This window comes from Arthrobacter sp. B0316-1-20 (genome assembly GCF_059091865.1).
Genome location: NZ_JBNHHC010000039.1, coordinates 1 through 25,668, shown reverse-complemented (window position 1 = coordinate 25,668; position 25,668 = coordinate 1). Strand labels below are relative to the sequence as shown.

Sequence of the window (25,668 nt, the reverse complement as noted above, 5' to 3'; positions counted from 1 at the left end):
TTGCTCGGGATCATGACGTGCTCCTTCAGAGTGGGGGCCAGCGCCGTCTCGTTACCAGGCCGCAGAGCCGCGGCTTAACCGCCGCCCCTGGTCGAGCGCATTGATCCGTCCGATATCGGCGGGGTGAGCTCGAAATCGAAGATCTGGAAGTTGGCTTGGATGTGTGCGAACGTCGCGGATTTCGGGAAGACGATCCGCCCCTGCTCAATGTGCCAACGGAGAACGACCTGCGCGATCGACTTGCCGTGTGATTCGGTGATGGCTCCCAGATGAGGCAGCGAGGCGCGATCTACCTTGCCCTGCGCCAGTGGCGCCTACGCCTGCACCCGGACACCGAGCCCCTCCAGGTATGTCCGCAGCTCCCGCTGCTGGAACAGCGGATGGAGCTCGACCTGGTCAACGGTCGGCAGGATCGTCCCCGACCGGCGGATCAGCTCGAGGTCGTTGATACGGAAGTTGGCCACGCCGATGGTGCGGGCCTTTCCGCTCTCGGCAACCTCCTCCATGGACGCCCAGGTGTCCTGAATCAGACCGAGGCCAGGATGTGACCAGTGGATCAGGAAAAGGTCGACATAGTCCAGCCCTAGGCGGTCGAGGCTGTCGTCGCGGGGCACCCCGCTCGTGGCGACCGCACGGCCCAGCCCCTCCTCGTTGCCATAGATCGGAGCGCAGTCGAAGTGGCGGTACCCGACTTCGATCGCCTGCTCGATCGCTCGCGTGCTCGTGTCAATACCCGCAAAATCGAATGGCCCGAGTTTAGGGGATCGCCGGCACACCGCCGAAACTGGTATCGAGACCGCCTTGTTTCATCCGCCCGGACCCCTCAGAACACCGCAATCGGATTAACCGGGGAAGAGGTGCCCCCGTTCAGCACCAGCGGCGCCGTGAACAGCATGAACTCGTCGCGGTCCTCGTCGCGGCAGGCGAGCGCCAGCGGCTCGAGCAGCGCGTTGTCGAGGACCGCCAATCCGTACGAAGCGATCGCCCCGTGAATGGTCCATGTGACGTCGTAGCCGTACGGCTTCGCGTCGAGCATGTCCCAGACGAGCACCCCGACGTCGTGCCGGCGAATGAACGGAAGGCAGGAGGCGTGCAGGCCGGGGCTCTCTCTGATGCCCTCGGCATTGGTGTAGTGACCGTATGGGCGGTCGGGGTGCGCCTGCTGCCATGCCTCGCGGCCGCTGTACACCACAAGCGCATCGCCGGGGCGCAGTTCGATCCCCCGCTTCTCGAGGATCTCCTCGAGTTCGCCGCCGTGCACCGGCTCGTCCTGCTCGACGTAGTCAGTACCTCGATGGCGTGGAACGTCGAGGATGACTCCCCGCGTCATAATTCCGTCGGACCACGCGTCGATCGATCCGAAGTTGGCGCCTCCGATCTCGACGGTCTCCTCGGGCACACGGCCGTTGTACATGCCGTCCTCATCCCAGATGTGGCACAGCGCGTCGAGATGCGTCGTTGCATGACCGTGGGGCGCCAAGCCGAAATAATCGCCGGCGTACCCACCCCTGTGGATCGGACTGCGCGTCCAGGAATGCACGGCCGGCTGCGGATTCCCCGGGCCCGGCGTCGTCGCGATTGGCCGCGAGAGAGACACCGTACGCCCGCTGCGCACGAGTTGCGCTGCTTCGACTCGCTTTGCCGGGGTGATTAGATTGATCGTACCCCGCTCGTCGTCCTCGCCCCAGCGTCCCCAGTTACGCTCGAGGTCGAGGTAGCCACGCACCTCTTCGAAGGTTGGCAGTTTCCTGGCCATGAAGTGACTCCTTTGACGCTTAGATCCGCTTGGATCACCGTATCCAAGCACTTAGTACATACCTTACAATTTCCGGCGTGCTCGTCCAGCGGAATTTCCGCTGAGCCCGGCAAGCCCGACAGCGATCAGCGAGAGAGCCGCGCTGACGACCACTCCGAACGTGACTTCGGCCTTGCCGATCGGTGCAATCAGGTCGGCGACCACCGCGGAGATAGCCTAGCTGGCCGCAAGGCAGGGCATCGCGGTGAGCACGCCGATCGTCCGGGCGGCACGCGCGAGCACGACGCCGATGATGAGCCCGAGGATGCTGCCGATCGGAGCCCATCAGGGCACCGCACCGAAATCAAACGGCGCGGTGAATGCACTGATGGCCACGGCGACCAAGGGGGGCGAGGCTCGCGATGGCGAAGTTGAGGACTGTCATCGCCGGCCACTCTCCGGTGACGATGACCGCCCAGCAGGCTGCTGGAATGCCGCGAGCACCCCGGCGACGACGACGAGCGGGACGAGGAGGAGGTTCTCCAACTCGAAGCGTCCGATACCGGCAACGATCGTTGCAGCGAACGCCGTGGCGATCCCGGCGACCCTCACGACGGTCGTGGCTCGTCGGCCACCCGGTCCGATCCCGCTCGCATCAGCGGCAACCGAGCCTGCCAGCTGCCCGAGCGTCAGTGCGACCGAGAGCGTGACGAGGCCCAACGCCGGCGCAGCTGACACCATCAGAAGGACCGCGACGAAACCCATCAGTCCGCCCAGGAACCACCACCAGCGAATTTCCGAACGTCGCTGCCGGAGGTTCCGCACGGCACGAGGAAACGACCCCAGCGCCAGCGCAAGCGCAAGGCCGAGGACGAGAGCACTGCCTTGATTGATCGCCGTCGCCGGCAGCGCCGAATTCGTCGCGATGCTCACGCTCGCATTCACGGCTGTCTGCACCGTGACCGCAGCGCCGCAGACAAACACCACGGCAATCGAGAGGACGCCCGAGCGCGACACACGTCTCGGATGCACGGGCGCGGCCGATCGGACACATGTATGCAGATAGAATGTAGCTGACCGGGGCCGATGCGGCGTCCCCAGTGGCCACCCCGATCGTCCGCCCTCAGGTTCAGGACGTGAGGCACTTCGTGTCGGCGACCGAGCGATCCAGCGCAGCCTCGCTTGAGGGCGATCTCATCACACCTTGCGAAGAGATCAGCCTCAAGCGGTTCGGTCAGCGATGCCGGCCTCGCACTGTTGCGGCTCAGCGTGCAGTGAGGCCGCCGTCTGCAACGAGCACGGTCCCGGTGATAAATGATGCTTCCTCGGATGCCAGGAATGCGATGACAGCCCCGATCTCCTCCGGACGGCCCCACCGCCGCATCGGGACGCGCAGCTTGCCGTTGATGAGAGCATCACTTTCCTCATCGTTCGCGAAGAAGCTCTCGGTCATCTGAGTGAGGACGTAGCCGGGAGCCACCGCGTTCGATCGCACATTGTCGACGGCATGGCGCAGTGCGATGTCCTTGGTCAGCCCGACCACGCCGTGCTTCGCCGGACCGTATCCATCAGCGCCGAGCGACCCGGTAATGCCCGCAATCGACGTGATGTTGATGATGCTGCCGCCGCCGGACTTGAGAAGGTGCGGAAGCCCGAAGGTCACACCCCGCCACACGCCGTTGAGAAGCATGTCGATGTTGCGCTCGAACCCATGGTCGGTGCCGTTCGGCGCGACGACACCGGCGGAGTTGACGATGACGTCGACCCGACCGAAGCGCTCGTCGGCAGCCTCGAAGCTCGCCTTCATCGACTCGTCCTGCAAGACGTTCGTCGAGACGAACACCGCCTCGACACCCTGCCCAGACAGTTCTTCCGCGAAGGCGGTGCCGCGGCGCTCGTCAAGGTCCGCGACCACGATGTTCGCGCCTCGCTTCGCAAGAGCCTCGGCTCCCGCCCGGCCGAGGCCGTTGGCACCGCCGGCAACCCAGGCGACTCGTCCAGCCATGTCCTGCGACATCATCAATCCTTCCCTACAAATTCTGCAGTCACTTGCTGAAGGAGCTCGAGGTAGGACCGTGTCGGGGCTGTCGCGCGGTCCCACTCAGAGCTCTGCCGCTTCATCTCGGCGATGTTGTTGAAAGCCATAGGAGTTCCTTTCTTCTTCTGCTCCTCCTGGGAAGGACGTCGCATTCTTTGCTGGCCACTGATTCTCTCCTTCATTCGACATCGTTGTCCGACCCGGCGCGAACGCCGCGGTCGAAGTCATTGCTTCATCAGGCGCCCGTGGTGCGCTCAGTGGCCGCGATACCCGCGTGCCAAGGCCTGAAGGCGCGCCTCAAGCTCATCCACCGGCGCGGGGTGGGTGAGGCAGTAGGGGTCGTTGTGCAGGATGGCCTCGGCCACCTGCCAGCCGACCCATTCCGGCCCCTTGGCTGTGCGCTCGGGGCCGGAGTCAGTCATCGTTCAGGTCCCACCGCCGATCCGCTCCGTTGGAAGGTGCGGGTTGAGGTTGGGATTACCACTGGACCGGCAGGCTGCGCATGCCGAAGATAAAGGGATCGCGTCGGAACTCGGGGGTGGCGTTGTCAGCGATACGCAACGAGGGAATCCGCTGGAAGAGCTTGCTGAATACGGCCTGCAGCTCGGCCCGGGCGAGGTTCTGCCCCAGGCAGGAGTGGATGCCGAATCCGAACGCCGTGTGGCCGAAGCTGATGTCACGGTCAAGGTCGATCTCGCTGGGGTTGGGGAACATCTGCGGGTCGTGATTCGCCGCGTGCGGCACGACCGCCAGGCCCTCCCCTGCGGGGATCACGATTTCGTCGACGGTGATCGGTTTCGTCGTCGCACGCCCGATCACCTCTCCGATGATTGACTGCGTGCGCAGCATCTCCTCGATAAGCACTGGAATCTTGTCCGGCTCATCGTTGATGCGCTGAATGAGGTCGCGGTTCTGCATCATCTGGAGCGCGCCAAGGGAGATGGTGTGTGCTGTCGTTTCATGGCCACCGACCACGAGCACGAAGGTGTTCCCGACAGCTGCCTCGTGGGTGAGCTTGCCGGCATCCACCATTCGGATGAGGTCGGTGACGATGCCGCCGGCCGGGTTCTGGCGCTGCTCGGCGAAGATGTCCTCGACGAGCGCGTACAGCTGGGTGATCGCGGCGTTTCGTTTCTCGGCGCTCACCAGGGAGGAGGTGTTGGACTCACCCAGCCGGTCGAAGGTCGCCGCCATGCTGTAGTCGACTCCGAGGAGCATGCACACTACCTTGGAGGGGACCACGAGCCCGAAGTCATGGTACAGGTCGGCCGGGACGCCCTTCTCAAGCAGGTCGTCGATCGTCTGGTCGGTGATGCGCTCGATCTCCGGTTTCCACGCGGCGATCCGCTTGGCCGAGAAGAAGGAGGCGAAAAGCTTCCGCACGCTGCCGTGAAGCGGCGGGTCCATTCGAGGCAGCATGTTGCTCGGGTTTCCCGAGGGCTTGCCGGCACGGAACTGCGGGAATCCCGGCGCCGTCATGTCAGAGGTCAGGCTGTCGGTCTGCTCGAGGATCGACTGCGCTTCCTGCTGCCGCAGCACGAGCCAGGTGTCCTGGCCGTTGGGCAATCGGACCTTCTTCACAGGCGCTTCCTCCCGCCACCGCTCGTACTCCTTGTTCGGTACGAACGGCTCCTGCCGAACACCGGGATAAGCCTCTACAGTCATTGATTGCCTCCATGTTTCATCGTTGAAAAAGGCCGACGTCGCGATCGTAGGGTATTCACATAGTGAATGTCGAGCATGTGCCGCCGGCTCCCTGTACATTCCGGAGGGGACAACACGCATAGTCGCCCCTCCACTCACCCGCGCCCGGCGTCAGTTGCGCGCGAGACCGGCGGTCAATCCGCCGTCGACGACGAACTCCGCCCCCGTCGAGTAGCTCGATGCATCGCTCGCGAGGTAGAGGACGAGTGCGGCGACCTCGTTCGCCTGCCCCTGGCGGTGGAGCGCCACCGCTTCCATTGCCTTCATGTCGCGACCTGAGGTGATGGCGGTCTCGATCCGCCCCGGGTGCACGGAGTTCACTCGGATCCCGTACCGACCGAGATCAAGCGCCGCGCTCTTCGTAAGACCCCGCACGCCGAACTTCGAGGCCGTGTAGGACGGCATCGCCGCGAATCCCTGGATGCCTGCGATCGAGGAGATATTGATGATCGAGCTCTTACCACTGCGCTTCAGGGGCTCGATCGCCGCCTTGATTCCGTAGAACGGACCGGTGAGATTCGCCGCGATGACAAGGTCCCAGGTCTCGAGGGTGTGCTCCTCGATCGGCTGCCACCGGGCGATCCCCGCGTTGTTGACGAGGACGTCGAGACCCCCGAACTCATCCACTGCCGTCTGGACGGCAGCCTCCCAATCGGCGTAGCGCGTGACGTCGAGATGGACGTATCGTGCGGCATCGCCGAGGTCGGCGGCTACCGATGCGCCGTCGTCGTCGCGGAGGTCTCCGATGACGACCTGCGCTCCCTCCTCGACGAATCGCCTCGCCTGCGCGGCTCCCAGTCCGCCCGCGCCACCGCTGATGAGGGCGACTTTCCCTGCCAGTTCTGCCATGTGCGTTGCTGCTTTCTCTTCAGTTCCCTTGCGTTGCCAGCGGCTGCATCGCACCGGCATTGTCGTACTCTGCGATAGCCAGTTGCAGCGACGCTCGCACGTCGTTCCGCCTGAAGCCGAGCGCCTCGGCTGCAGGTTGCGAATCGAACGTCGTATACATGCCTCGCGGCACGATCATCTCGGCGACGTATGGATGCGATGCGTCCCGCACCTCGGTGAGGGTGCGTCCGCCTCCACTGAGGTCAAACACCAGTTGGAAGTAGTCGCGATAGCTGAGGTTCTCATCGCCGACCAGGAACGCCGCGCCCGCCTCGGCACGCTCGAGCGCACCGAACACGGCCTCGGCAACCGACCGCACCGAGATATAGTTCGTGCCGCCGGGTGGCACGAAGTCGGGGACCCGGCCGGCCGACTCTCCCCGCGCCCACGCAAGCAGCCTCGCGAGGTTCCGCTGTCCCGGCCCGATCACCGTCGACGCGTTGAGGGTCGAGACGTTGAAGTCGGCATCGGCGAGGTCGCGCGAACGTTCATCGGCGAGCTTCCTGGCGCGGACATACGCGACCTGGTCCACCAGCTCCGGTTTGGCCATATGGTAGTAGCTGCCCACCTGGACTCCGCGGCGGACGCCCGCGCGCTTCGCCGCTGCGAAGAAGTTCGGCACCCCGTCGGACTGGTACCGCGACCAGTACTCGTCCGTCTGCTGCGCCGGGTCGGCATGACGCACATCCTGGCCCGCGGCAAAAACGACCGCATCGAAGGGCGCAAGATCGCCCTCTGTGTACTCACCCGCCGCGTAATCACGCAGCAGAACCGGGTACGACGCGACCGGTGAACCGGACGCCGGCGGACGCCGGGCGCCGATAACCACGTCATGGCCGTGCGAGGTGAGCAGATCGGCGACGTGATAACCGATCATGCCCGTACCGCCGACGATGAGTGTCTTCATCGTGGCACCACCTTCCTGTTGTAGACAATCCTGATGCCTCAGGCCCGTGCCCTGTCGCCTCCGTGACCGTTCTGGCCCCGCTCCAACACCGCAGCGAGGCACCAGGTAACAGGCGTCACACTACCGCACCTATCAATATGTGCATACCTCTACGAGGGTGGCAGTTGCCGGCTCCCACCTTAACCGCCGGCTCGTGGGGCCGTTGATTCGTCCGTTAGATTGTGGAAGTTTTGGTAGTGCGGCTTCGGCTGAGCGACTTATGTGCCGAACGGCCTCAGCAGGTAACCCAACTACACCGTCGCTGAGAGCCCCTTTCCGCAGGATTAACGTAGATGATCCCAGGCAATAGCTGTATGGTCGATAAAAGGGTTATGCATTAAGTGTATAAACTTCGGTTTGGCGATGGCTCTCCAGCAGCCGCACGCGAGCATGCTGGGAATATCCGCCGAAGGAACGCAAGCAAGCGGCGAAACTGAGAAGCACCAGGGAGAGGGTATTCAATGGGCGACAGGCTCAAGGGAAAGGTAGCGCTTATTACCGGTGCGGCGAGCGGCATGGGTGCAGCCGATGCTCGCCTACTAGCCGAGGAAGGCGCAGCCGTCGTGGCCGCTGACGTGAACCGGACCGGGCTCGACCAGATGGTGGGGGAACTCACCGAAGAGGGGCTAACTGTCTCGGCGGTGACGTTGGACGTGACGGCGCAGGACCAATGGGAATCAGCAGTCAAGTTCGCAGAACAGACATATGGCGACATCTCGGTACTTGTGAACAACGCCGGAATCATTAGTAAAGTCGGCCTGGAGGAGACCACCCAAGAGATCTGGGATCAGACCATCCAGATCAACCAGTTGGGTGTCTTATACGGGATGCAGGCAGTCGTGCCGGGGATGCGTCGTCACGGCGGCGGCTCCATTGTTAACATCGCCTCCATTCTGGGGCTGGTCGCCTCTGGAAGGTCGACCGCATACCATGCCAGCAAGGGCGCGGTGCGGTCGCTGACCAAAGTCGCCGCAGTCGAACTCGGCAAGGACAAGATCCGCGTAAATTCTGTCGACCCAGGTATTATCGAAACCGCCATCGTGACAAACCTGCTTGCGAACGGTCACGACTTTAGCCCGCAGACGAACGCGATACCGCTGGGGCGGATGGGAGACAGCAGGGAGATCGCCTACGCGGTGCTCTTCCTCGCATCAGACGAGTCCTCCTACATCACCGGCACTGACCTCGTCGTCGACGGCGGACTGATCGTCCACCGGTGACACCGGTCCGAACTGTCTCGGTGGAGATGAGACGACCATCCCAGCGTGCGGTGCCTTTACCGAGCGCTGCTCGCCTCACGCGGAATTCTGTGGAGCGCCGACGCCGACCGCCGGGCGATCGAAACTGCCGTCGGGCTCGATTCCGTGCTGATCCTTCGCGAACGATCCGACATCGCTTCAATCATTGCATTCATCGGTCGCCGCCTGGACGACCTTGCCTATGGACAGGGCTGTGGCGGGGTGCCGTCCAACATCGCGACCCCGTTACATTTATTCTGTCTCCGTGGTCGGGGACATGGTCGCTGGATCCGGTATGACTCTGTCGCCCCTGTCATTGATGATCCGAATCTTCTATATCCGTGAAGCGGCGCTTGGGATCATGCCATCGGGCGCGTGGAGCGCGTTGAGGACACGGTAGAGGCGCCGGGCGAGGTATCTCTTGAGGATGCGTCGGATTTCGCGTGGAGTCTTGCCTTCGGCTTTCCGGCGGTCGGCGTAGAGCCGGGTGTCGGGATCGTGGACCATTCTGACCACCGTGGCCATGTGCAGGGCGCTGTTGAGGCGCCTGTCGCCTCTTCGGTTGTGACGGACGGTGTTGCCCGATGATGCGGGGATCGGGTTAACTCCGGCGAGAGCAGCGAAGGCCGCCTCGGAACGCACCCTGCCCGGATGCGACCAGGCGACGTAGACGACGGCCGCGGTGATGGTGCCAACCCCGATCTCCTCCAGCAACGGGGCAGCGGGGCTGGCCTCGAGCAGTTCCGTGCTACGCGCGTGGTTGTCCTTGAGCTCGGCGTCCAATGCGGTGATGCGTTTGGCGAGCCGGACGGCCTCGGCCCGTGCGGTTGCAAGTGCCAGTTCTTCGTCACGAGTGCGCCAGTTGGAGACGTCGGTGATGCGGCTGTCGGTGAGGGGCTTGCGGGCGTCGATACCCAGGTCGACGGTTCGGAGCAGCGCTGTCAGGGCGTTGACCTTCGCAGTCGGCTCAAGGGATATCTGCTCCCGGGCTGCGACCAGGACCCGTAGGGCGGCACGGATCCCGTCGTCCTGGCGCGGGATGCGCAGATGGGCCTCGTCGAGCGGGAGGGCGGCGGCAGCGATCGCCGCGGCATCCAGCGGATCGGATTCCCTGCGCCTCGGCGCGCCCGCGAGTAGACCCGGGGAGCTTCGACGACGTCATAGCCGGCCCTTGCAGCGGCTCCGGCGAGCAGGGCGCCGTAGCTTCCGGTGCCTTCGATAACCATAACGCTTCCAGGTCCCCGCGGTTCGGCGTGCCGCCCAGCCGATCGCGCGGGCCCTGCCCGCATGGGTGTTTGGGAACGTCTCCATGCCCAGTTGCTCGCCGTTGGCGGCGAGCAGGGCGTAGGTGTGGGTGCGGGCTTGGGTGTCCACGCCGATGACGAACGAGCGGGAGTGTGCGACAGTGGTCATCTCGGCCATGAGTTCCTTCCTCGCGAGCGGGGCAGATGCTTCTGGCTGCAGTGCAGCCGGCATTCGGGCTTCGACGCGGATCTGACCCACGAATGCACCCGCGCGATCAACCGGCTGCGGTCGCTGTTGCTGCAGATCTTCCCAGCCTTGGAACGGGCCTTGCCCGGGGACGTGCTCACCCGCCAACTGGTGCTGGACATGCTCATCAAGTACGCCGGTCCGGCCTGCGGGCGGCCGGACGGGGCAACGTGCTGCGCTGGGCCCGTAACCACAGCCGGAAGGACCCGGTGCACCTCATCGATGCCGTCTTCGCTGCCTTTGGCGAGCAGACCGTGATCGTGACCGGCACCGAGGCCGTGGAGTTGGTCATCCCCAGGGTTGCCGGGCAGGTCAAGGAACTGAGGCAGCAGCGGGACATCGTGGCGGAGGAAGTCGAAAAGCTCCTGGACGACTTCCCTCTTTCCAAAGTCTTGATGTCCATGCCGGGAGTAGGCATCAAGACCGCGGCAACGATACTCCTGACCATCGGCGACGGCAGCAGCTTCGAAACCGCCGGACACCTGGCTGCCTACGCCGGCATTGCACCGGTCACGCGTCGTTCCGGCACTTCGATCCGCGGCGAATTCCCCGCCCGCTCCGGGAACAAGCAGTCCAAGAACGCCCTGTTCCGATCCACGTGGGTCGCTTCCTGCCACGACCCGCTGTCCAAGGCCTACTATCAACGCAAACGCAACCGAGGAAAGAAACACAACGCTGCCGTCATCTGCCTCGCCCGACGCCGCTGCGACGTCATCTTCGCCATGCTCAAGAACGGCGCTCTGCGAGCACAAAGACCCCAAAGCAGCTTGACCAAAACCATAGGCAAGTCGGCGAAGAGGACCGCCAGTACCTGCTCTGCCGCGACCTGGACGGGAACTACATCGAGCTCATCAAGGGCACCCCGCCCGGCTGAGCCCGCTGCTGGCCGCCGGAACCCGCCTTAGTGGGCGTCAAGATGCGGCCTGACGGTGCCGTCGCGCGCAATGGTGTCGTACCTGGCGCGCTTGATGCGAATCGTCTCAACCCGCCACCTGCCGTCGCTTTCGCGCACTAGATCTCATGGTAGTGCCCATAATAGATGCGCTCCCGATCCAGTCCTTCCGTGAGGATCAGCCGCTCGACGAGCGCTCAGGTGCCGCGGGCATGGTTCCCGTCAATGACCTCTATGTCCGGGGTTGACACGCGGGTGACGACGAACGTTTTCGCCATCGCGTCGGGAATCCACGCACGAAGATGCGCGCGACCGCGGTGCCGGGTCGGCTCCTTCTGCCCGGGCGGCGGAGCGAAGCTCGCGACGACATTTTCGGCCAGACACTCCCAGTCGCGCTCCTCCAGCGCCCGGACGTATCGGGCCTTGACCCGCATGATCTCCGCGACGATACCATGTGGCGCGATGGCATCGACCGCGCTCATGGGAGCTCCTGAGTGTTCGGGAAAGCCTTCGGGATCGCCTCGCCCAGTCCGAAGTCCGGCGTCGCGACCATCGACACGATCTTGCCGGCGTCATCGAACCGCATCGACTCGTAGACGAACACATGCAGCGGGCCTTCAGGTCGCTCCAACTCCAAATGGAACGTGAAACCCGCATACTGGCCGGCGACAGCCACCACCCCGAGCTGCTCGAGAAACCTCACCTTGCGCGGCCGCGAGTAGAACTCGCGGATGGCGTCACCGGTCTTCGGCTCGCTTCCGATCGGATCCTCGACCGAGGCTCCTTCCGAATAGCAGGAGAGGATGCCCTCGACATCGCTCCGGCGGACGGCATCGAGGTACCCCTCGACCAAGTCGACAATGTGTTCCCTGATCAATGACATGCTGCTCCTTTCGTTGGTCTTCGCGGCCACCGCGGCTACGCGTTCGTGGCGGTGAGCAGCTCGGGCGTGATCACGCGGATCGGATCCGTGCCGTCCCAATTTCGTGCACCCTCCGAAACGAGTCCGTAAATGGAGAGCAGATGATCACTGGCCGAGATGACCTCGAGCATGCACCCCATCTGTGCGCGGGTATCGGCGTAGATCGTGCGCTGTCCTCCGGCGCGCGGCATCTCGCCCGCGATCTCGATTCCTGCTGCTACGAGCACGGCGGCTTCGCTTTCGACGTCGTCGGTGAACTTGCACACATGGTGGAAGCCGGTTTGCCCCGGCGGCACGACATCGCGGTAGGCGGACTCTCCGGGACTCGTCTGCTCAATGAGTTCGATCTGGCTGGCGCCTGCTTGTGCGAGACCGACTCGAATGGTGAGCGGCGCGGCGCGGCCCCGATGGATCGCATGGTCCCACTCGACTTGCATGGTGTAGAATGGCCCGACACCCATTGCAAGCCATCCCTCCATGGCGTGCTCGAGCGAGTCAACGACCCACGCGTACTGGACCACGTCCATCCTGGGCAGAATCACTGCGCCTCCTCATGTCGTTCGGTAGAGCGGTTCATTCAGGGCAGAAGCTCGTGCGCGAGTCCCCCCCACCCCCCCCCGCGGGGCACCGACCCGTGGGGCACGGTCTTAATGGGCCCCAGAGCGTGCTCGAGCCCGAGCTCCGCATGTTGAATGAGCAAGATCGCGAGATCAGGCGGGAAGTGCCTCCTTGCCGGGCGGGCGAAGAGGTCGTTGTCGCCGATGGTTGCCCGGCCTGAGCTACCCCACGCCCGGCGCCAGACACTCAGGTCGTGGCGAAAGTCGGCGTGACGGCGACACTGACTGCGTTGGCGCCGGCGACCTTCCCCTGCAGAGTGTCGATTGCCAGCTCGAACTGGTCAAAGCCGAACGTGTGCGTGCGCAGGCGGTCGATGGGCGCATCGGTCGAGACGAGAAGATCGCACGCACGCTGGTACGCCTCGTTTCCCTGCGCGGCCACGCCGATCATCCGCAGGCCGTTGTCCACCATCCGATCGACCGGGAACCCGTCCATCGGTGCCCCCTTGATGCCCGCCTGCACGAACGTCCCCCCGCTGCGCAATATCGCGAGGCCGTCACGGATCGGCTGCGTAGCGTGCGGTGTCGTGTCGACGACAATATCGAAGCCCTCGCCGCCGGTGGCTTCCATCGCGCGCGTTACAAGATCCTCGTTATTGACGTCGACTGTGACGTTCGCCCCGAGTTCGCGTGCCAATGCGAGCTTGTGCGTATCTCCGCTGAGCCCCGTGCTGAGCACCAGACCTGCACCGGCGAAGCGAGCAGCGATCACGCACGCCAGGCCTCGCTGGCCGGACCCGAGAATCGCGATCCGGTCGCCGGGCTTCAACTCAGGTGTCAGGACAGCCCAGCTCATGGCGTTCGCCAAGGGATTGTAAAGCGTGGCTGTCACGGGGTCGATAGACGAAGGAAGCTTGTAGACAACAGTCTTCGGATCGAGGTAGGCGTGCGTGGAGTATCCGCCCCACAGACCGGGTGATCTGTGCAAGGGGAGGAATCCGTAAAGCGCCGGGGCGGCAGGGTGATTGCGACACAGGTGCGAATCGCCACGGAGACAGACACGGCAGTGCCCGCACGCGATGAGCGGGTTCACTGCGACGCGATCTCCGATCGACAGTCCCGGAGGAGGATTCGGGCCAAGATCCTCAATGATCCCCACGATCTCGTGTCCGAGGATTCGGGGGTATGCGTCGCTTCCGTCCAGCGGGTTCGCGCCGACAACCCCTGCGAACGCTTCGACATCCGTGCCGCAGATGCCGTTTGCTTCCACTCGCAGCAACCCAGCACCCTCGTCGAGACCCGGGAGCGGAATCTCACGGAACTCCTGCTGAAATGGGCCGGTCTGAACCAGAGCCGTCGCCTTACTAACCATATCTGTCCCGATCGTCCAGTGGGTCGGCGCCGCGCAAGTGCCCTGTGCGGCTCACCCCATCTCCTGCTTCATGTACCCGCGGAGGCCCATCCCGGCATCCGACAAGCTCGTAACCTTCCGCACCGAATGAGTCAGGCTGGCGGCGTTGGCTTCCCGTTCACCGCGATAACGTAGTGGGTCGTCGCGCCCGCCTTTCGATACTGCGCGGCCTCCTGGTACTCGGGGGAGTGAAAGAACCGATCGATCTCCTCCATGGAGTCGAACTCCATCACCACGAGATGGCCGGGCGACTCGCCCTCCAGAACAACCGGCGGCTCCTCCAGGGGGGAGACGATGTGAGAGCGCGTCCTGAAATTTTCGAGTATCGCTCTGGCCTTCTGGCGATAAATCGCGTAGGCGTCCGGATCGTGGATGTCGATAGCGGTCACAATATATGCGGACATATTCAGTGTTACCTCACTTTGCGGGAATCGCTGCTTCTTTGCGTGAACCGGTGCTGCGAGCCGCCGACCTCATGCTTTACCTCCAACCGGCCAGCAGCCCGGCGGTCCCACGCTGCAAACCCCACGCCCACGTGGGTGAGGGGGCCGCTACAGAGCACCGACCTATGCATTTATGGCACAAACCCCCTGAAGCATAACCGCCTGAACCGAGCAGTGCAACACACCGACGAGACGCCGTAAAGTGCCCGCGAAAGGGTGACGCTCGGTATGGGAAGTTCGTGAACGGTTCTTGGAGACGATGATGTTCCGGTTGCTCCGCTCGAGAGGTATTTGGCTTTTCTGAGCGCGGTTGATCGGTCGCCGAACACGGCGAAGGCGTATGCGCACGATTTGAAGGACTTCTTCGTTTTCCTCGCCTATCGGGGTCAGGATTGGCGCCGAGTCACGCTGGAAGACCTTGGCGGGTTCGTGGAGTGGCTTCGGCTGCCGCCGGCAGGACGGACCGGACAGGTGGCCGTGTTGCCCGTGGCTGCCTCGCAAGTCAGGCCGGACACGATCAACCGGAAGTTGTCAGGTGAACTCGTTTTACCAGCATCAGGCACACCACGGGGTGGAGCTGGCCGATCTGCTGGTAGCCTGGGCGGCACCGGGAACGGATCTTCGGGGAAGCGTTCTTACACCACATCAGTAAAGGGCGCCCGCAGCAGCGCAGAGCAATCACGTTGCCAATTCCAAACAAGCTGCCCAGGGTGCTGACCGTCGGGGAGGTACGGTCCGTTCTGAACGCGTGCACCCGGTTGAGGGACCGCCTGCTATTCGCGCTGCTTTTTAACACCGGAATGCGCATCGGCGAGGTGCTCGGACTGCGCCACGACGACCTGTCGGTTGTCGAGCGCGAAGTCAGCGTTGTTGCGCGTTTCAACGAGAACGGTTCGACTCATCATGAAAACTTTCCTTGTCATAAGGGCACAGCGCCCGCGTCTGCGTAATCCGTGTAATCTTCCATACAGTTGCACTATGCGCATGATAAACTAGCCTTCAAAAGGGCTGGTACGACATGGCCCTGAACAACAACCCAAAACAAATCCCGGCTTCGAGAGGTTCGCAAGTGTCTGACTGGACTGATATCGACAATAAGATGCTCGACCCTGAGTGGTACACGAATGACGCGTATCACGCGGTCTTCGCGCGCCTTCGCCAAGAAGACCCAGTGCATTACACCCATGACACCGTGTATGGCAAGGACTACTGGCTGCTGACGCGGTATGACGATGTGCGTGATTACCTCGCGGACTTCCGCACATTCAGTTCACGGTGGGAGACGCGGATCCCCAGGAGCCCTAAGCGCTACACCCCCGAGGAGCGCTTCGAGTACGGCTTCTACGCGGATCTCACCCGAATCGACCCGCCCGTCCACACCCTGTATCGAAGGCCCCTCAACAAGTTCTTCAGTGCGCCGGCCATCGGCAAGCACGCCAACCGGGTCGAACAGATCATGGACGAGATCATCGATGACGTGGCGGGTCTGGACGAGTGCGACCTGGTGGAACAGATCGCAGGACAGTTGCCGATGCGGGTGCTGCTGGGGCTACTGGGCGTGCCCGAGGAGGACTGGGATCATCTGCGTGACGCCGTGTGGCGGTGGCTGGCCCCCGGCAACCCCAAGTACACGATCGACAACGACCCGGCGAAGACGTCGCTCATCGGGCAGCAGCAGCTCATGGAATACTGCGAGAAGCTTGCGCTCGCGCGCCGCGCGGAGCCCCAGGACGACTTCGCGACTCTCATTGCGAACCTGACGATAGATGGAGATCTCCTCAGCGTCTACGAGCTCCGCACGTATTTCAAGATCATAATCGGTGCGGGATTGGAGACTACGCGCAACGCCGGGGCTGTCGGTCTCTGGCTGTTCATGACGCACCCCGACCAGCGCGAACTGTTGTTGAGCGATCCGACGCGCATCAACGGGGCGATAGACGAGGTGCTGCGTTGGGTGACACCGGCGAAGTCCCGCTTCAGAGTCGCGACGAAGGACCTGGAATTGCATGGCAAGCGCATCAAGGAAGGTGATTGGGTCATCGGTTCTTTGGCCTCTGCGAACCGTGACGAGACGAAGTTCGAGAACCCGAACGTGTTCGACATCACCCGGCCAGAGGTGCCGCATCTGAGCTTCGCCCACGGCGTGCACCTCTGCCTGGGGCGGATGCTCGCTCGTCTCGAGCTAAAGACGATGCTTCTCCGCGTCCTGACCGCGTTCCCCGACATACAGCCCACAGCTGAGCCGACATGGCTGCCAGACGTGACCTCGACGGGATTCATCTCTCTCCCCGTGGCATACACGCCGCGCACTTCGGCCCTGGTCGGCTGAACCACACTGATGGATGAAGAGACACGTAACGCAAGTACGTCGTCACAGGTTCGACCAGCGGGATCGGAAAAGCGGTTGCCGAGCTCTTGACCGAGCGTGATAACTGTGTAATCGGAGTCGATGTCCGCGACGCCGAAAACAGCGTGGATCTCTCGACGGATGCAGGGCGTCGCGCTCTCGTCTCGGAAGCCGCCAACCTCAGCGGTGGCACGATCGATGCTGTTATCGCAAGTGCGGGACTGGCGCCACCGCCCCCTGCGACGGTGGCGGTGAACTACCTCGGTGCGACCGCCACCCTCGAGGGGTTGCGCCCTCTACTGGTCGACTCTCCTGCGCCGCGTGCAGTGGCGACGTGTCCGACGTCGGCACCATCAGTCGTCACGTGACGGAGTCAGGAGCCAGCCACCTCGCCGTCGTCGACATCGATCTGACGAAGGCCGAGGAGGCGACAGCCGGCGTCGCCGGCAGCTTCGATCTCGAGGTGCTGCCCTTGGGCGCGGACGCGCGGTCCTCAGCCGAGGTGACAGCGGCCTGACGACTGCAGTGCGCGAGTTCGGCGGGCTCGACGTGCTCATTACGGTCGTCGGTAGCGCAGGTACATTCGTCCCATGGCGACACCTGCACGACATGTCGGATGAACAGTGGGATCTGCTTTTCGAGGTGAACCTTCGTTACGTCTTCCATGCGCTCCGTGCGGTTTTGCCGACCTTCATCGAGAACGGCGGCGGAACGATTGTCAGCCTCGGGTCGGACGCAGGCACGCCTGGCATTCCGCTCACTGGCGCCTATGGTGCGGTCAAGGCCTGGGCTCGCCAACCTTGCGGCCACCGTCTCGGCGAAGTACGGACGCCAGGGCGTTCGCATGAACGTCATCCACGCGGGCATGATCATGACCCCGGCGGCCATCGTGAGCCTGCCGGATGCGATTCGAGAGGCGATGGCACGCGCCGTTCCTGCCGAGCGTCTGGGGACGCCGGACGACATCGCTCGCGTCCGATGATTCGAGCTACCTGATGGGCCAGGCGATCAGTATCGACGGCGGCGCTTCCGCGACCACCGTTCTGCCTGCCCCGAAGCCCGCGAAGTAGCTCACGAGCATCACTGTCGAGCTCGCGCACAAAAGACCGGGCATCGCGCGGCCGCATGTGCTCGAGCATGTCGCCAATCTTGGGGCAGGACGCATGCGGCACAATATGCATAGGTGCGTCGACTAGCAACCATCATCCCCCGGCCCGGCTGCTCGCCGAATGCCGCCGAGGGACCCGTTCCGCTCCACCTGTTCCCCGCAATATAGGGGTGCGCTAAGGTGTTACCAGATCAAAGGAGATTGCACTATGTACAAACCTCAATTTCGGTCCAAGCTGACGAAGATGATCGAATCGGGCCAGACGCCGCTCGGCGCCTGGCTCACCTCGACCGACCCATCCACGTCGATGATCCTCGGCAGCGTCGGCTACGACTTCCTGATCATCGATGATGAGCACGGGGTGCTGGGCCCGCGCGACATCCTCAATCACGTCCGGTCCGCCTGGGCGAACGGCATTCCCGCGATCCAGCGAGTCGGGTCCAACGACCTTCGGACCATTCAGCGGGCGCTGGACACCGGGGCCGACGGGGTCATCGTGCCGAAGGTCAGCACTGCCGACGAGGCACGGCGCGCCGTGCAGTGCAGCCGTTACCAGCCGTCCGGGCGCGGTCAATGCCAGGTCGTGCCCGCGACGACCTGGTCACAGGACGACTGGTCCGGGTATGTCGACAACGCGAATCGCGAGATCACCGTGATCCCGCTGATCGAGACCGCAGCCGGCGTCGAGAACTTCGCCGAGATCGCTGATCTCGACGGCATCGACTTCGCGTTCTTCGGCTACGCCGACCTTGCGCTCGACATCGGCCTCGACATGTACACCGAGCGCGAGAAGCTCGCCCCGTACTGGGATCATGTCAGGTCGGTCGCCGCCGCGAAGGGCATCAAACTGGGCACCCCGCTCGGCGCCGGTTTCGAGGGAACGACGTGGGGCACGGCCGGGAGCGACCTCAATCTCCTGCGCACATCGGCCCAGGAGGCCATCCGCGTCGCCCGCGAACGCTACTCCCCCGTCTCGGCTTAGAACCGTTCTCATGATGGCTGCGCCGGGCCCGGGACACGTGAGCTCTCCAGCGCCGGTAATCCCGCCTGGTCCGCACGACCCCGGGCCCCGTTCGGCGCCGCTCATCGTGCTGCTCGCGACGCTCACGGTCATGGGCCCGCTCACGATCGACTTCGTTCTTCCCGCAACCGCGCCGATGGTCGCCGGAGTCGGTGCCCCGGCGAATGTCAGCGCGACGGCGATCACCGCCGCGTTCCTCGGAGTCGGCGTGGGACAGTTCTTCTGGGGCCCCGTGAGCGACCGCTACGGACGCCGGAGACCGCTCCTGTTCGGCATCGGCATCTTCGTCCTCGCCTCGATCGGCTGCGCGACAGCGCCCAACGCGGAGGTCCTCATCACCTGTCGGGCGATCGGGGGTCTCTGCGCGGGCTCGGGGATGGTCATCGGACGCTCGATTCTCCGCGATCTCTTCCATGGCCCTGCGCTCGCTCGCATGTACACGCGCCTCGTCATTCCGATCGCATTCACCTCGGTCCTCGGCCCCATCCTCGGCAGCCTGATATCGGAAGCGGCGAATTGGCGGTGGGTCTTCGTCGCGATCACGGCGATCGGAGTCGCCCTCGGCATCCTAAGCGCCATCATGCTGCCGGAGACGGCCCCCGCGGCTGCCGGCCGGGGGCACGGGTTCGCCGCCCTGCGCACCTACCTCGCCCCCATACGCGAGCCGAGCTTCCTCGTGTCCGGAGGGGTCGTCGTAGTCGGTTCGGTGACAATGTTCACCTGCGTCACGTCGCTCTCCACCGTGCTGCAGCAGGAGCGGGGGCTGGATGCCGTGGCGTTCGCTCTCGCGTTCGCGGTGAACAATATCGCGATCCTCTGCGGGAGCCAGCTCGCAGCCTTCATCAGTCGGTTCGTCGCACCCCGGGTGATTCTGCTCACCTCCGTGGCGCTCTCGGTCACGGGTTGCGCGGCAACGCTTCTCGTGGTCATCTTCGACGGGCCGCTCTGGATGCTGCAGGCCGCCCTGTTCGCCGTCACCTTCCAGCACGGTGTCATCTCACCGATGGGGACCGCAGTCGCCGTCGACCGCCTGCAGAGGAGCATCGGCGCGGGCGTCGCCGCCATCGGAGGTCTTCAATACTTCGTGGGCAGCATCATCGCCGGGACCGTCGCGGCGGTCTTCGGGACCTCCTCGCTCATCATGGCGATCGGCATGGTCGTGACGAGCGGATTGGCACTGCTGATCAGCCTGGTCAGGCGCAAGGCGTGAACGCGATCCGGACAGTCCGAGCGGACGAGACGCTGCTCACCGTCGCCAATTTTCGAGCAAGCGGCGACAGGTGTGCCGACGCGGAAGCCGGGAGGTTTCCGCGCTCGGGCTGGGCCGATGAACGGGCGATACGAGGTGCAAGGTCGACACCTTCGATGCCATTCCGGCGCATGGTGAGCATGAGTTCGCCTGCTCTGCGCCGGCTGGGCCTAAATGCACATAGTGCAGAGATTAGACACTTTCCAACCGGTAGGTGGGTATGCTTTATGTGAAAACTAGGACAGCCACGCTGGCAATTGTCGACCCAACAAAGGAGTAGTATGACAAAGCCCTGGACCCGGCGCACCTTCCGATTCGGCGCCGTGGAGACAAGCTACCTCGAAGCAGGAGAAGGCAGCCCGATCGTCCTGCTGCACGGCGGCGAGTTCGGCGGGAGCGCCGAGATCACGTGGGAGCGCGTATACGCAGATCTCGCGAAGCACCACCGCGTCATCGCGCCCGACATTCTCGGATTCGGCGAATCCTCCAAGGTCGTGGACTTCGTAGACGGACGCACCTGGCGCCTGCGGCACCTCACCGAGCTCTGCTCCGCCCTCGGCATCGAGAACGCCGACTTCATCGGGAACTCGATGGGCGGCTCCATGCTCATCGCCGACGCAGCCTCCGATGCACCGCTCCTGCCGATCCGCCGGATCGTATCGATCTGCGGCGCAGGCGAGATCTCGAACAACGAGTTCATGGCGGCGCTCATGGACTACGACGCCTCGCTGGAAGGAATGCGGGCCATCGTGCACGCGATGTTCCACGACCCGAGCTACGCCAGCGACGAATCGTACGTGAAGCAACGCTACGAGTCCGCCGTCCAGCCGGGCGCGTGGGAGGCAGTCGCCTCCGCCCGATTCCGCCGCCCGGGCCATCAGTCTTCGGGTGGCGGCGAACTCATCCACGAGCGGATCACGGTTCCCACGCTGCTGATCGAGGGCGCTCACGACAAGCTCAAGCCGGCCGGCTGGGCGCAGCGTCTGGCAGATCTCCTGCCGGCAGGATTCGCAGCGGTGATCGCGGAATCCGGCCACTGCCCGCAGATCGAGCAGCCCGAGGCGTTCATTGCGGCGGTCGAAGCATTCTTCAACGAAACGAAAGGTGACGATAATGCAGAGTGAATTCGACGAAGAGGTCGACGTCCTGATCATCGGAGCGGGTTCCGGTGGCGCTGCGGCCGCATTGACGGCATACGACCGCGGCCTGAAGACCCTGATCGTAGAGAAGTCGCAGTGGTTTGGCGGCACATCCTCGCTGTCCGGCGGCGGAAGCTGGATCCCGGGGGCCGGCGTGCAGCGTCGGGCGGGGTATACTCCCGACCGCGCCGCGACGCTGCGCTACCTCAAGACCATCACAGAAGGAATCGTGCCGGATGCAAAGCTCGAGGCATACCTTGACTACGCACCCAAGATGCTCGACTTCCTCGAGGCACTCGATCCCGACCTCGAGTTCGTCTGGAAGCCCGGGTACCCCGATTACTACCCGAATCTCGAGGGCGGATCCGATCTCGGCAGCACGATCAATGTGCCGCCGATCGACCTGCGCAAGCTCGGGAAGGATGCTGACCTGCTCCACCCCCCGGCGGGCGTCATGCCCAAGGGCATGTGGATGGGTCCGAACGAGCTTCCCGATTTCTACCGTCTACGCCAGACCTGGGGCGGCAAGCGGCTGTTCGTCAAACTCGTGTGGCGCATGTTCACCGCGCGCCTCACAGGTTCGAAGATCACAACCATCGGCCAGGCGCTCATGGCCCGGCTTCTGCTTGCCGTGCGCAAGCGCGGAATCGGGCTCTGGCTGAACTCCCCGATGACCTCGCTCATCGTCGAGGACGACCGCATCGTCGGCGCCGTCATCGAGCGCGACGGCAAACAGATCCGGGTTCATGCCCGCGGCGGTGTCATCGTCGCGGCGGGCGGATTCGACCACAACGTCGAGATGCGCAAGCAGCACCAGCCGGAGTCGCGCTCCGATTGGAGCCTCGGCGTCGCGGAGAACACCGGAGATGGCATCAACGCGGCCGCCGGCATCGGCGCAGCCACCGCGACGATGGACAGCTCCTGGTGGTTCCCCGCAGTCGAATGGGCGCCCGGCAAGCTGCAGTTCAGCCTCAACGAACGTATGCTGCCGTCGCAGATCATCGTGAACGGTGCCGGCGAGCGCTGGATCAACGAGGCCGCGCCATACGAGGACTTCGGCTTCGCGATGATCGCCGGCGAGCGGACCGGTGTGCAGCACATCCCGTCGTGGTATATCACCGACGACTGGTCTTGGCGACGCTACGTCATCTTCGGGCACCTGCCGATCCCGAAGATCCCGTTCGCGCCCGCGCCGACGGGGCATCGACCGCCCAAGGCGTGGCGTTCAAACCCCGCGTTCCAGATGGGCCAGACGCTCGAGGAGCTCGCGGGCAAGATCGGCGTTCCTGCCGATGCCCTTCAGCAGACCGTAGCGCGATACAACAAGGATGCCGCGGCGGGCGTGGACACTCAGTTCCATCGCGGTGAGAGCGCCTATGATCGCTACTACGGTGACATCACGCTTCCCACGCCGAGCCTCGCGCCGCTGCACGGCGGCCCGTATTACGCGTTCCGAATCGTGCTCTCCGATCTCGGGACGAACGGCGGAGTCGTGACAGACGAGCATGCACGGGCGCTTCGGTCTGACGGTACGCCGATCGAGGGGCTCTACGTCACGGGCAACGCGTCGTCGTCGGTGATGGGCCGCAGCTATGCCGGTGCCGGTGCAACCATCGGGCCGGCGATGACCTTCGGCTACATCGCCGCACATCGGGTGGCCGACCAGCTCGCGGCGCAGGGCGAGACAACGGCAAGCGGAGCGGCAGCGCAGTAATCCACGTACGGATCCCCCCGGGAGCTGGGCCGAGAAAACCGGTTCCGGCTCCCGGGTTCACCGTCTGTGGGGGCTCCTACTGATACCAGCCTCCCCGGCCGCCATCGCTCAGGATGGTCTGGCCGATGATGTTGCGTGAGTCGTCGCTGAGCAGAAACAGGATCGGGCCCACCACGTCCTCAGGTGTGGCGATGCGGCCGATCGGAGTGGCCTTGAGTGCCGTCTCGCGGTATCTGCGCGCTCCCTCGTCACCAAGGCCGGCGACGATCGCCGGCGTCTCGTGAAGCCCGAGGGCGAGACAGTTCACGCGCACACCCTCGAGCGCAGCCTCTGCGGCAAGCGACGTCGTCAGGCCGATGATCGCCGCCTTCGAGATCACGTAGGCATGTGTGGACGTTCCCATCCGGGCCCTGATTCCGTTCAGCGAGGAGATATTGACGATCGCACCGCTGTGATTCGGCGTCATCCGCCGCAACGCCTCCTGGCAGTTCCAGAAGGTGCCCCCGACGTTCACCCCCATGACCTTGTCCCACTCCGGCTTTTCCAGGTCGATTGCCTTATAGGTTGTGGACCATGTCGCTGCAAGGTTGACCAGCCCGGTCACGTCGCCGAACCGGCGGTCGACCTCTGCGTAGCCCGCGACGATCGAATCCTGGTCGCCGAGGTCGACCTCCAGGGCAGGTAGCGCGCGTGATCATCGGGCTCGAGTTCGAACGACGGCTTGAGATCGAATCCGGCGACCCTCGCGCCGCGCGCGAGGAGCGCCCGCACGAGAGTCTGCCCCATCCCTCCTCCTGCACCGGTGACGACCACGATCTGCTGACTCCAGTCGAACTCCGTCATCGCTCGCCCCGCTTCGAATCGGACCCCGAGGTGAATCTGCAACATTGCACATATCGGTTCATGTTCGGAGTTTATCTCTCACGCCCGCAGCCGGAGAACAATAGATCCGTTAGACTGACACAAAAGAGACTATGCATTAAATGCAGATACAAAGAAGATGAAGATGCCACTTCATAAGAAGATATCCGCGTTCGGCTGGCCCAGGCGCAACGGCTTCGTGCAGCCGTTGACTGACCGGGTGCTCCTCGCGGGACTCGAGCGCCATGAACACGCCGAGATTATCTGGTCGTCGAAGGTCACCGGCATCACGCAGGATGCCCACGGTGTGACGCTGAGCGTCGAGGATCCGCAGGGCCGGTCTCGCACAATGCGCGCGTCGTACGTCGTCGGCGCAGACGGTGGCCGCAGCGCCACGCGAAAGTCGCTTGGCATCGATTTTCCCGGGACGACGGCGAAGGCTGAATGGCTCGTCATCGACATCCGAAACGACCCGCTCGGCCACCCCGGCGCCTATGTTGACGGCGCAGACCCGAAGCGACCCTACGCCTGCATCAGCATCCCGCATGGCATCCGCCGCTTCGAGTTCATGATGCTGCCCGGTGAGAGCGCGGAACACGCGGAAGACGATGAGTTCATCGCCCGTCTCCTCGAGCCGTTCATCCCACGGGGCACACCGATCGATATCATCCGCCGGCGGGTCTACGCGCACCAGGCCCGGATCGCCGGGCGATTCCGCTCGGGTCGAGTGGTACTCGTCGGCGATGCTGCGCACCTCATGCCGGTGTGGCAGGGCCAGGGTTGCAACAGCGGCATCCGTGATGCGTACAACCTTGCGTGGAAGATCGCCGCGGTCGTCAAGGGCATCGGCGGTGACCGCCTCCTGCTCGTGGCGTGGAACAACGATCCGACCGCGATTCTCGATGCAGACGCGATCGAGGCGGCTCAGCGCGCAGGCACCCGACTCGTCGCGGCCAGGCCCGCGGTCCAACTGTGTTGGGACGCCAGTCACTCGCCGAACGTCATCGGCGACGTCGACGGCTCGTTGAAGCGGTGGTTCAACGCACGAGCTGAGTCCGTCGTGCTGATCCGTCCCGATCGCATGGTCGCAGGCGCGGCCCCCGCTCATGCGGCCTCCGAGATGCTGCGCGCATTCCTCCGCGCGATCGACGCGCCGATTCCGATAGCCTCATCCCATGTCGCCAGCATCTGAGACCCTCCTCCCGGTCAGCACCGGACTCGTGTGGGGCCTCAAACGAAGCCTGCTCGGCTACCTGCGCCGCCTTCCCGACGGACGCATCACCATAGATGACGGAGTGCACCTGACGAGCACGTTCGACTTCCACTTCCCCCTCTTCACGGCTTCGACGTTGGACACGGCGACAGGGTCCGGCATCCTTCGCTTCAGCGGCCTCGTGCACCTGTACGGGCACTTTGGCGCGATGGACGTGACCCTCGCAAACCCGTGGCTGCACCTCGACGGGAGCGCCGGGGTGCTGTCCTTCAATACATCGCAGGACCAGAGCTCCAACGTCAGGGAGTCCCTCTTCGACATTCCTTACGTGCCACGCCCCTCCCCGGTGGATGACACGCTTCGCTGGGAAGCACTTCAGCCGACCATCGGAGCGGCGGGCGCGGAGCTGTTCCAAGCCAACTACTCGATCGGCACCGCGTTCGATCCGATCCACGTACGAATACCGGCCTTCGGCTGAACGAACGCCGCACCCGATGCAGTTCGCACCGGACGCCGCGCTGAAGGACCGCTCGTAGTCACCAGATTACGAGTTCCGAGAGGTACTCGTACGGCCGTTCGCGGTACCGGTCCCAATCGAACTCATTGTGGACATACTCGAGCACCCCAGTCCAGCGGGCACGAGGCCCGGTCGGTCACCGCGTTCACGGACACCCCGATCTGGCAGTTGCCGCTCTTGCCCAGGGTGTCCGAGTAGTGCCGGGCCACCCGGGCGAGGCCAAACCGTCCTTCT

At 64.1% G+C, this 25,668-nt stretch carries 27 protein-coding genes and 5 pseudogenes; 14 read left to right on the top strand and 18 right to left on the bottom strand.

Annotation, left to right across the window (positions count from 1 at the left end):
- Nucleotides 1-74: 74 nt before the first annotated feature.
- The 9 genes and pseudogenes from AC5RW2_RS33680 to AC5RW2_RS33640 all read right to left on the bottom strand — a co-directional run bounded on the left by AC5RW2_RS33680 (nt 75) and on the right by AC5RW2_RS33640 (nt 7,272).
- Nucleotides 75-776: pseudogene (locus AC5RW2_RS33680) on the bottom strand (aldo/keto reductase).
- 47 nt (nt 777-823) lie between these two features.
- Entirely contained in the window at nt 824-1,756 is a 933-nt protein-coding gene (locus AC5RW2_RS33675) for a cyclase family protein (RefSeq protein ID WP_494032138.1), read from the bottom strand.
- A 63-nt stretch (nt 1,757-1,819) separates the two neighbouring features.
- Nucleotides 1,820-1,960, bottom strand: coding sequence for a hypothetical protein (locus AC5RW2_RS33670; RefSeq protein ID WP_494032137.1), 141 nt, complete (start codon nt 1,958-1,960; stop codon nt 1,820-1,822).
- 216 nt (nt 1,961-2,176) lie between these two features.
- Nucleotides 2,177-2,719, bottom strand: a complete 543-nt coding sequence (locus AC5RW2_RS33665; protein WP_494074980.1) for a DMT family transporter — start codon at nt 2,717-2,719, stop codon at nt 2,177-2,179.
- Between the two features lie 280 nt (nt 2,720-2,999).
- Nucleotides 3,000-3,755, bottom strand: coding sequence for an SDR family NAD(P)-dependent oxidoreductase (locus AC5RW2_RS33660; protein WP_494032135.1), 756 nt, complete (start codon nt 3,753-3,755; stop codon nt 3,000-3,002).
- Nucleotides 3,756-4,027: 272 nt separating this feature from the next.
- Nucleotides 4,028-4,195, bottom strand: a complete 168-nt coding sequence (locus tag AC5RW2_RS33655; RefSeq protein ID WP_494032133.1) for a hypothetical protein — start codon at nt 4,193-4,195, stop codon at nt 4,028-4,030.
- A gap of 55 nt (nt 4,196-4,250) precedes the next feature.
- Complete coding sequence (locus AC5RW2_RS33650) at nt 4,251-5,339, bottom strand: cytochrome P450 (protein WP_494074978.1); 1,089 nt, start codon at nt 5,337-5,339, stop codon at nt 4,251-4,253.
- Between the two features lie 249 nt (nt 5,340-5,588).
- Entirely contained in the window at nt 5,589-6,326 is a 738-nt protein-coding gene (locus tag AC5RW2_RS33645; RefSeq protein WP_494032131.1) for a glucose 1-dehydrogenase, read from the bottom strand.
- A gap of 19 nt (nt 6,327-6,345) precedes the next feature.
- Nucleotides 6,346-7,272, bottom strand: coding sequence for an NAD-dependent epimerase/dehydratase family protein (locus AC5RW2_RS33640; RefSeq protein ID WP_494032130.1), 927 nt, complete (start codon nt 7,270-7,272; stop codon nt 6,346-6,348).
- 500 nt (nt 7,273-7,772) lie between these two features.
- Between AC5RW2_RS33640 and AC5RW2_RS33635 the strand changes: the two genes are divergently transcribed.
- Entirely contained in the window at nt 7,773-8,531 is a 759-nt protein-coding gene (locus AC5RW2_RS33635; protein WP_494032129.1) for an SDR family NAD(P)-dependent oxidoreductase, read from the top strand.
- Between the two features lie 351 nt (nt 8,532-8,882).
- On the opposite strand, the pseudogene AC5RW2_RS33630 reads toward AC5RW2_RS33635, so the two are convergent.
- Nucleotides 8,883-9,962: pseudogene (locus AC5RW2_RS33630) on the bottom strand (IS110 family RNA-guided transposase).
- Nucleotides 9,963-10,025: 63 nt separating this feature from the next.
- Here AC5RW2_RS33630 and AC5RW2_RS33625 point away from each other — a divergent pair.
- Nucleotides 10,026-10,777 (top strand): annotated as a pseudogene (locus tag AC5RW2_RS33625) (transposase); the annotation flags it as partial.
- Nucleotides 10,778-11,129: 352 nt separating this feature from the next.
- Here the strand turns inward: AC5RW2_RS33625 and AC5RW2_RS33620 are convergent.
- The 5 genes from AC5RW2_RS33620 to AC5RW2_RS33600 all read right to left on the bottom strand — a co-directional run bounded on the left by AC5RW2_RS33620 (nt 11,130) and on the right by AC5RW2_RS33600 (nt 14,211).
- A complete protein-coding gene (locus AC5RW2_RS33620) occupies nt 11,130-11,414 on the bottom strand; it encodes a nuclear transport factor 2 family protein (RefSeq protein WP_494032128.1) in 285 nt (94 codons plus the stop codon).
- Complete coding sequence (locus AC5RW2_RS33615) at nt 11,411-11,815, bottom strand: nuclear transport factor 2 family protein (RefSeq protein ID WP_494032127.1); 405 nt, start codon at nt 11,813-11,815, stop codon at nt 11,411-11,413. Before AC5RW2_RS33615 ends, AC5RW2_RS33620 begins: the two co-directional genes overlap by 4 nt.
- Before the next feature lie 35 nt (nt 11,816-11,850).
- Nucleotides 11,851-12,396, bottom strand: a complete 546-nt coding sequence (locus AC5RW2_RS33610; RefSeq protein WP_494032126.1) for a VOC family protein — start codon at nt 12,394-12,396, stop codon at nt 11,851-11,853.
- A 262-nt stretch (nt 12,397-12,658) separates the two neighbouring features.
- Nucleotides 12,659-13,783 carry a zinc-dependent alcohol dehydrogenase gene (locus AC5RW2_RS33605; protein WP_494032125.1) on the bottom strand — a complete coding sequence of 375 codons (1,125 nt, stop codon included), beginning with the start codon at nt 13,781-13,783 and terminating at the stop codon, nt 12,659-12,661.
- A gap of 131 nt (nt 13,784-13,914) precedes the next feature.
- Nucleotides 13,915-14,211 (bottom strand): DUF1330 domain-containing protein, encoded by a 297-nt coding sequence (locus AC5RW2_RS33600; RefSeq protein ID WP_494074977.1) that lies wholly within the window; start codon nt 14,209-14,211, stop codon nt 13,915-13,917.
- 345 nt (nt 14,212-14,556) lie between these two features.
- Between AC5RW2_RS33600 and AC5RW2_RS33595 the strand changes: the two genes are divergently transcribed.
- The 10 genes and pseudogenes from AC5RW2_RS33595 (at nt 14,557) to AC5RW2_RS33550 (ending at nt 22,843) form a co-directional block, all read left to right on the top strand.
- The gene (locus tag AC5RW2_RS33595; RefSeq protein WP_494032123.1) at nt 14,557-14,982 is read left to right on the top strand and encodes a site-specific integrase; all 426 of its coding nucleotides are present in this window, start codon (nt 14,557-14,559) and stop codon (nt 14,980-14,982) included.
- Entirely contained in the window at nt 14,976-15,215 is a 240-nt protein-coding gene (locus AC5RW2_RS33590) for a tyrosine-type recombinase/integrase (protein WP_494032122.1), read from the top strand. The genes AC5RW2_RS33595 and AC5RW2_RS33590 overlap by 7 nt, the downstream gene beginning before the upstream one ends.
- A gap of 68 nt (nt 15,216-15,283) precedes the next feature.
- Nucleotides 15,284-16,594, top strand: a complete 1,311-nt coding sequence (locus AC5RW2_RS33585; protein ID WP_494032121.1) for a cytochrome P450 — start codon at nt 15,284-15,286, stop codon at nt 16,592-16,594.
- 382 nt (nt 16,595-16,976) lie between these two features.
- A complete protein-coding gene (locus tag AC5RW2_RS33580; RefSeq protein WP_494032120.1) occupies nt 16,977-17,129 on the top strand; it encodes a hypothetical protein in 153 nt (50 codons plus the stop codon).
- Between the two features lie 8 nt (nt 17,130-17,137).
- Nucleotides 17,138-17,386 (top strand): annotated as a pseudogene (locus tag AC5RW2_RS33575) (SDR family oxidoreductase); the annotation flags it as partial.
- Entirely contained in the window at nt 17,277-17,594 is a 318-nt protein-coding gene (locus AC5RW2_RS33570) for an SDR family oxidoreductase (protein WP_494037090.1), read from the top strand. The pseudogene AC5RW2_RS33575 and the gene AC5RW2_RS33570, both read left to right, overlap by 110 nt.
- Nucleotides 17,595-17,928: 334 nt before the next feature.
- Nucleotides 17,929-18,702, top strand: coding sequence for an HpcH/HpaI aldolase family protein (locus AC5RW2_RS33565; protein WP_494032118.1), 774 nt, complete (start codon nt 17,929-17,931; stop codon nt 18,700-18,702).
- A gap of 106 nt (nt 18,703-18,808) precedes the next feature.
- A complete protein-coding gene (locus AC5RW2_RS33560) occupies nt 18,809-19,951 on the top strand; it encodes an MFS transporter (protein WP_494032117.1) in 1,143 nt (380 codons plus the stop codon).
- Between the two features lie 320 nt (nt 19,952-20,271).
- Complete coding sequence (locus AC5RW2_RS33555) at nt 20,272-21,114, top strand: alpha/beta fold hydrolase (RefSeq protein ID WP_494032116.1); 843 nt, start codon at nt 20,272-20,274, stop codon at nt 21,112-21,114.
- Nucleotides 21,104-22,843, top strand: a complete 1,740-nt coding sequence (locus tag AC5RW2_RS33550; RefSeq protein WP_494032115.1) for an FAD-dependent oxidoreductase — start codon at nt 21,104-21,106, stop codon at nt 22,841-22,843. Before AC5RW2_RS33555 ends, AC5RW2_RS33550 begins: the two co-directional genes overlap by 11 nt.
- Nucleotides 22,844-22,919: 76 nt before the next feature.
- On the opposite strand, the gene AC5RW2_RS33545 is transcribed toward AC5RW2_RS33550, so the two are convergent.
- Together AC5RW2_RS33545 and AC5RW2_RS33540 are read right to left on the bottom strand one after the other, a co-directional pair.
- Nucleotides 22,920-23,489 carry an SDR family NAD(P)-dependent oxidoreductase gene (locus tag AC5RW2_RS33545; protein WP_494032155.1) on the bottom strand — a complete coding sequence of 190 codons (570 nt, stop codon included), beginning with the start codon at nt 23,487-23,489 and terminating at the stop codon, nt 22,920-22,922.
- Nucleotides 23,444-23,686, bottom strand: coding sequence for a hypothetical protein (locus AC5RW2_RS33540; RefSeq protein ID WP_494032114.1), 243 nt, complete (start codon nt 23,684-23,686; stop codon nt 23,444-23,446). Before AC5RW2_RS33540 ends, AC5RW2_RS33545 begins: the two co-directional genes overlap by 46 nt.
- Before the next feature lie 157 nt (nt 23,687-23,843).
- On the opposite strand from AC5RW2_RS33540, the gene AC5RW2_RS33535 reads away from it, so the two are divergent.
- On the top strand, nt 23,844-24,896 hold the full coding sequence (locus AC5RW2_RS33535) for an FAD-dependent monooxygenase (protein ID WP_494032113.1): 1,053 nt from the start codon (nt 23,844-23,846) through the stop codon (nt 24,894-24,896).
- A complete protein-coding gene (locus tag AC5RW2_RS33530; RefSeq protein WP_494032112.1) occupies nt 24,880-25,395 on the top strand; it encodes an HtaA domain-containing protein in 516 nt (171 codons plus the stop codon). Before AC5RW2_RS33535 ends, AC5RW2_RS33530 begins: the two co-directional genes overlap by 17 nt.
- A gap of 146 nt (nt 25,396-25,541) precedes the next feature.
- Here the strand turns inward: AC5RW2_RS33530 and AC5RW2_RS33525 are convergent.
- Nucleotides 25,542-25,668: pseudogene (locus AC5RW2_RS33525) on the bottom strand (transposase); the annotation flags it as partial.

Bases quoted from the DNA above. Each gene is read 5' to 3' on its own strand.
- AC5RW2_RS33675 (WP_494032138.1), bottom strand. From the start codon at position 1,756: ATGGCCAGGAAACTGCCAACCTTCGAAGAGGTGCGTGGCTACCTCGAC.
- AC5RW2_RS33660 (WP_494032135.1), bottom strand. From the start codon at position 3,755: ATGATGTCGCAGGACATGGCTGGACGAGTCGCCTGGGTTGCCGGCGGT.
- AC5RW2_RS33655 (WP_494032133.1), bottom strand. From the start codon at position 4,195: ATGACTGACTCCGGCCCCGAGCGCACAGCCAAGGGGCCGGAATGGGTC.
- AC5RW2_RS33645 (WP_494032131.1), bottom strand. From the start codon at position 6,326: ATGGCAGAACTGGCAGGGAAAGTCGCCCTCATCAGCGGTGGCGCGGGC.
- AC5RW2_RS33640 (WP_494032130.1), bottom strand. From the start codon at position 7,272: ATGAAGACACTCATCGTCGGCGGTACGGGCATGATCGGTTATCACGTC.
- AC5RW2_RS33635 (WP_494032129.1), top strand. From the start codon at position 7,773: ATGGGCGACAGGCTCAAGGGAAAGGTAGCGCTTATTACCGGTGCGGCG.
- AC5RW2_RS33620 (WP_494032128.1), bottom strand. From the start codon at position 11,414: ATGAGCGCGGTCGATGCCATCGCGCCACATGGTATCGTCGCGGAGATC.
- AC5RW2_RS33615 (WP_494032127.1), bottom strand. From the start codon at position 11,815: ATGTCATTGATCAGGGAACACATTGTCGACTTGGTCGAGGGGTACCTC.
- AC5RW2_RS33605 (WP_494032125.1), bottom strand. From the start codon at position 13,783: ATGGTTAGTAAGGCGACGGCTCTGGTTCAGACCGGCCCATTTCAGCAG.
- AC5RW2_RS33585 (WP_494032121.1), top strand. From the start codon at position 15,284: ATGGCCCTGAACAACAACCCAAAACAAATCCCGGCTTCGAGAGGTTCG.
- AC5RW2_RS33570 (WP_494037090.1), top strand. From the start codon at position 17,277: ATGCGCTCCGTGCGGTTTTGCCGACCTTCATCGAGAACGGCGGCGGAA.
- AC5RW2_RS33565 (WP_494032118.1), top strand. From the start codon at position 17,929: ATGTACAAACCTCAATTTCGGTCCAAGCTGACGAAGATGATCGAATCG.
- AC5RW2_RS33555 (WP_494032116.1), top strand. From the start codon at position 20,272: ATGACAAAGCCCTGGACCCGGCGCACCTTCCGATTCGGCGCCGTGGAG.
- AC5RW2_RS33550 (WP_494032115.1), top strand. From the start codon at position 21,104: ATGCAGAGTGAATTCGACGAAGAGGTCGACGTCCTGATCATCGGAGCG.
- AC5RW2_RS33540 (WP_494032114.1), bottom strand. From the start codon at position 23,686: ATGACGGAGTTCGACTGGAGTCAGCAGATCGTGGTCGTCACCGGTGCA.
- AC5RW2_RS33535 (WP_494032113.1), top strand. From the start codon at position 23,844: ATGAAGATGCCACTTCATAAGAAGATATCCGCGTTCGGCTGGCCCAGG.
- AC5RW2_RS33530 (WP_494032112.1), top strand. From the start codon at position 24,880: ATGTCGCCAGCATCTGAGACCCTCCTCCCGGTCAGCACCGGACTCGTG.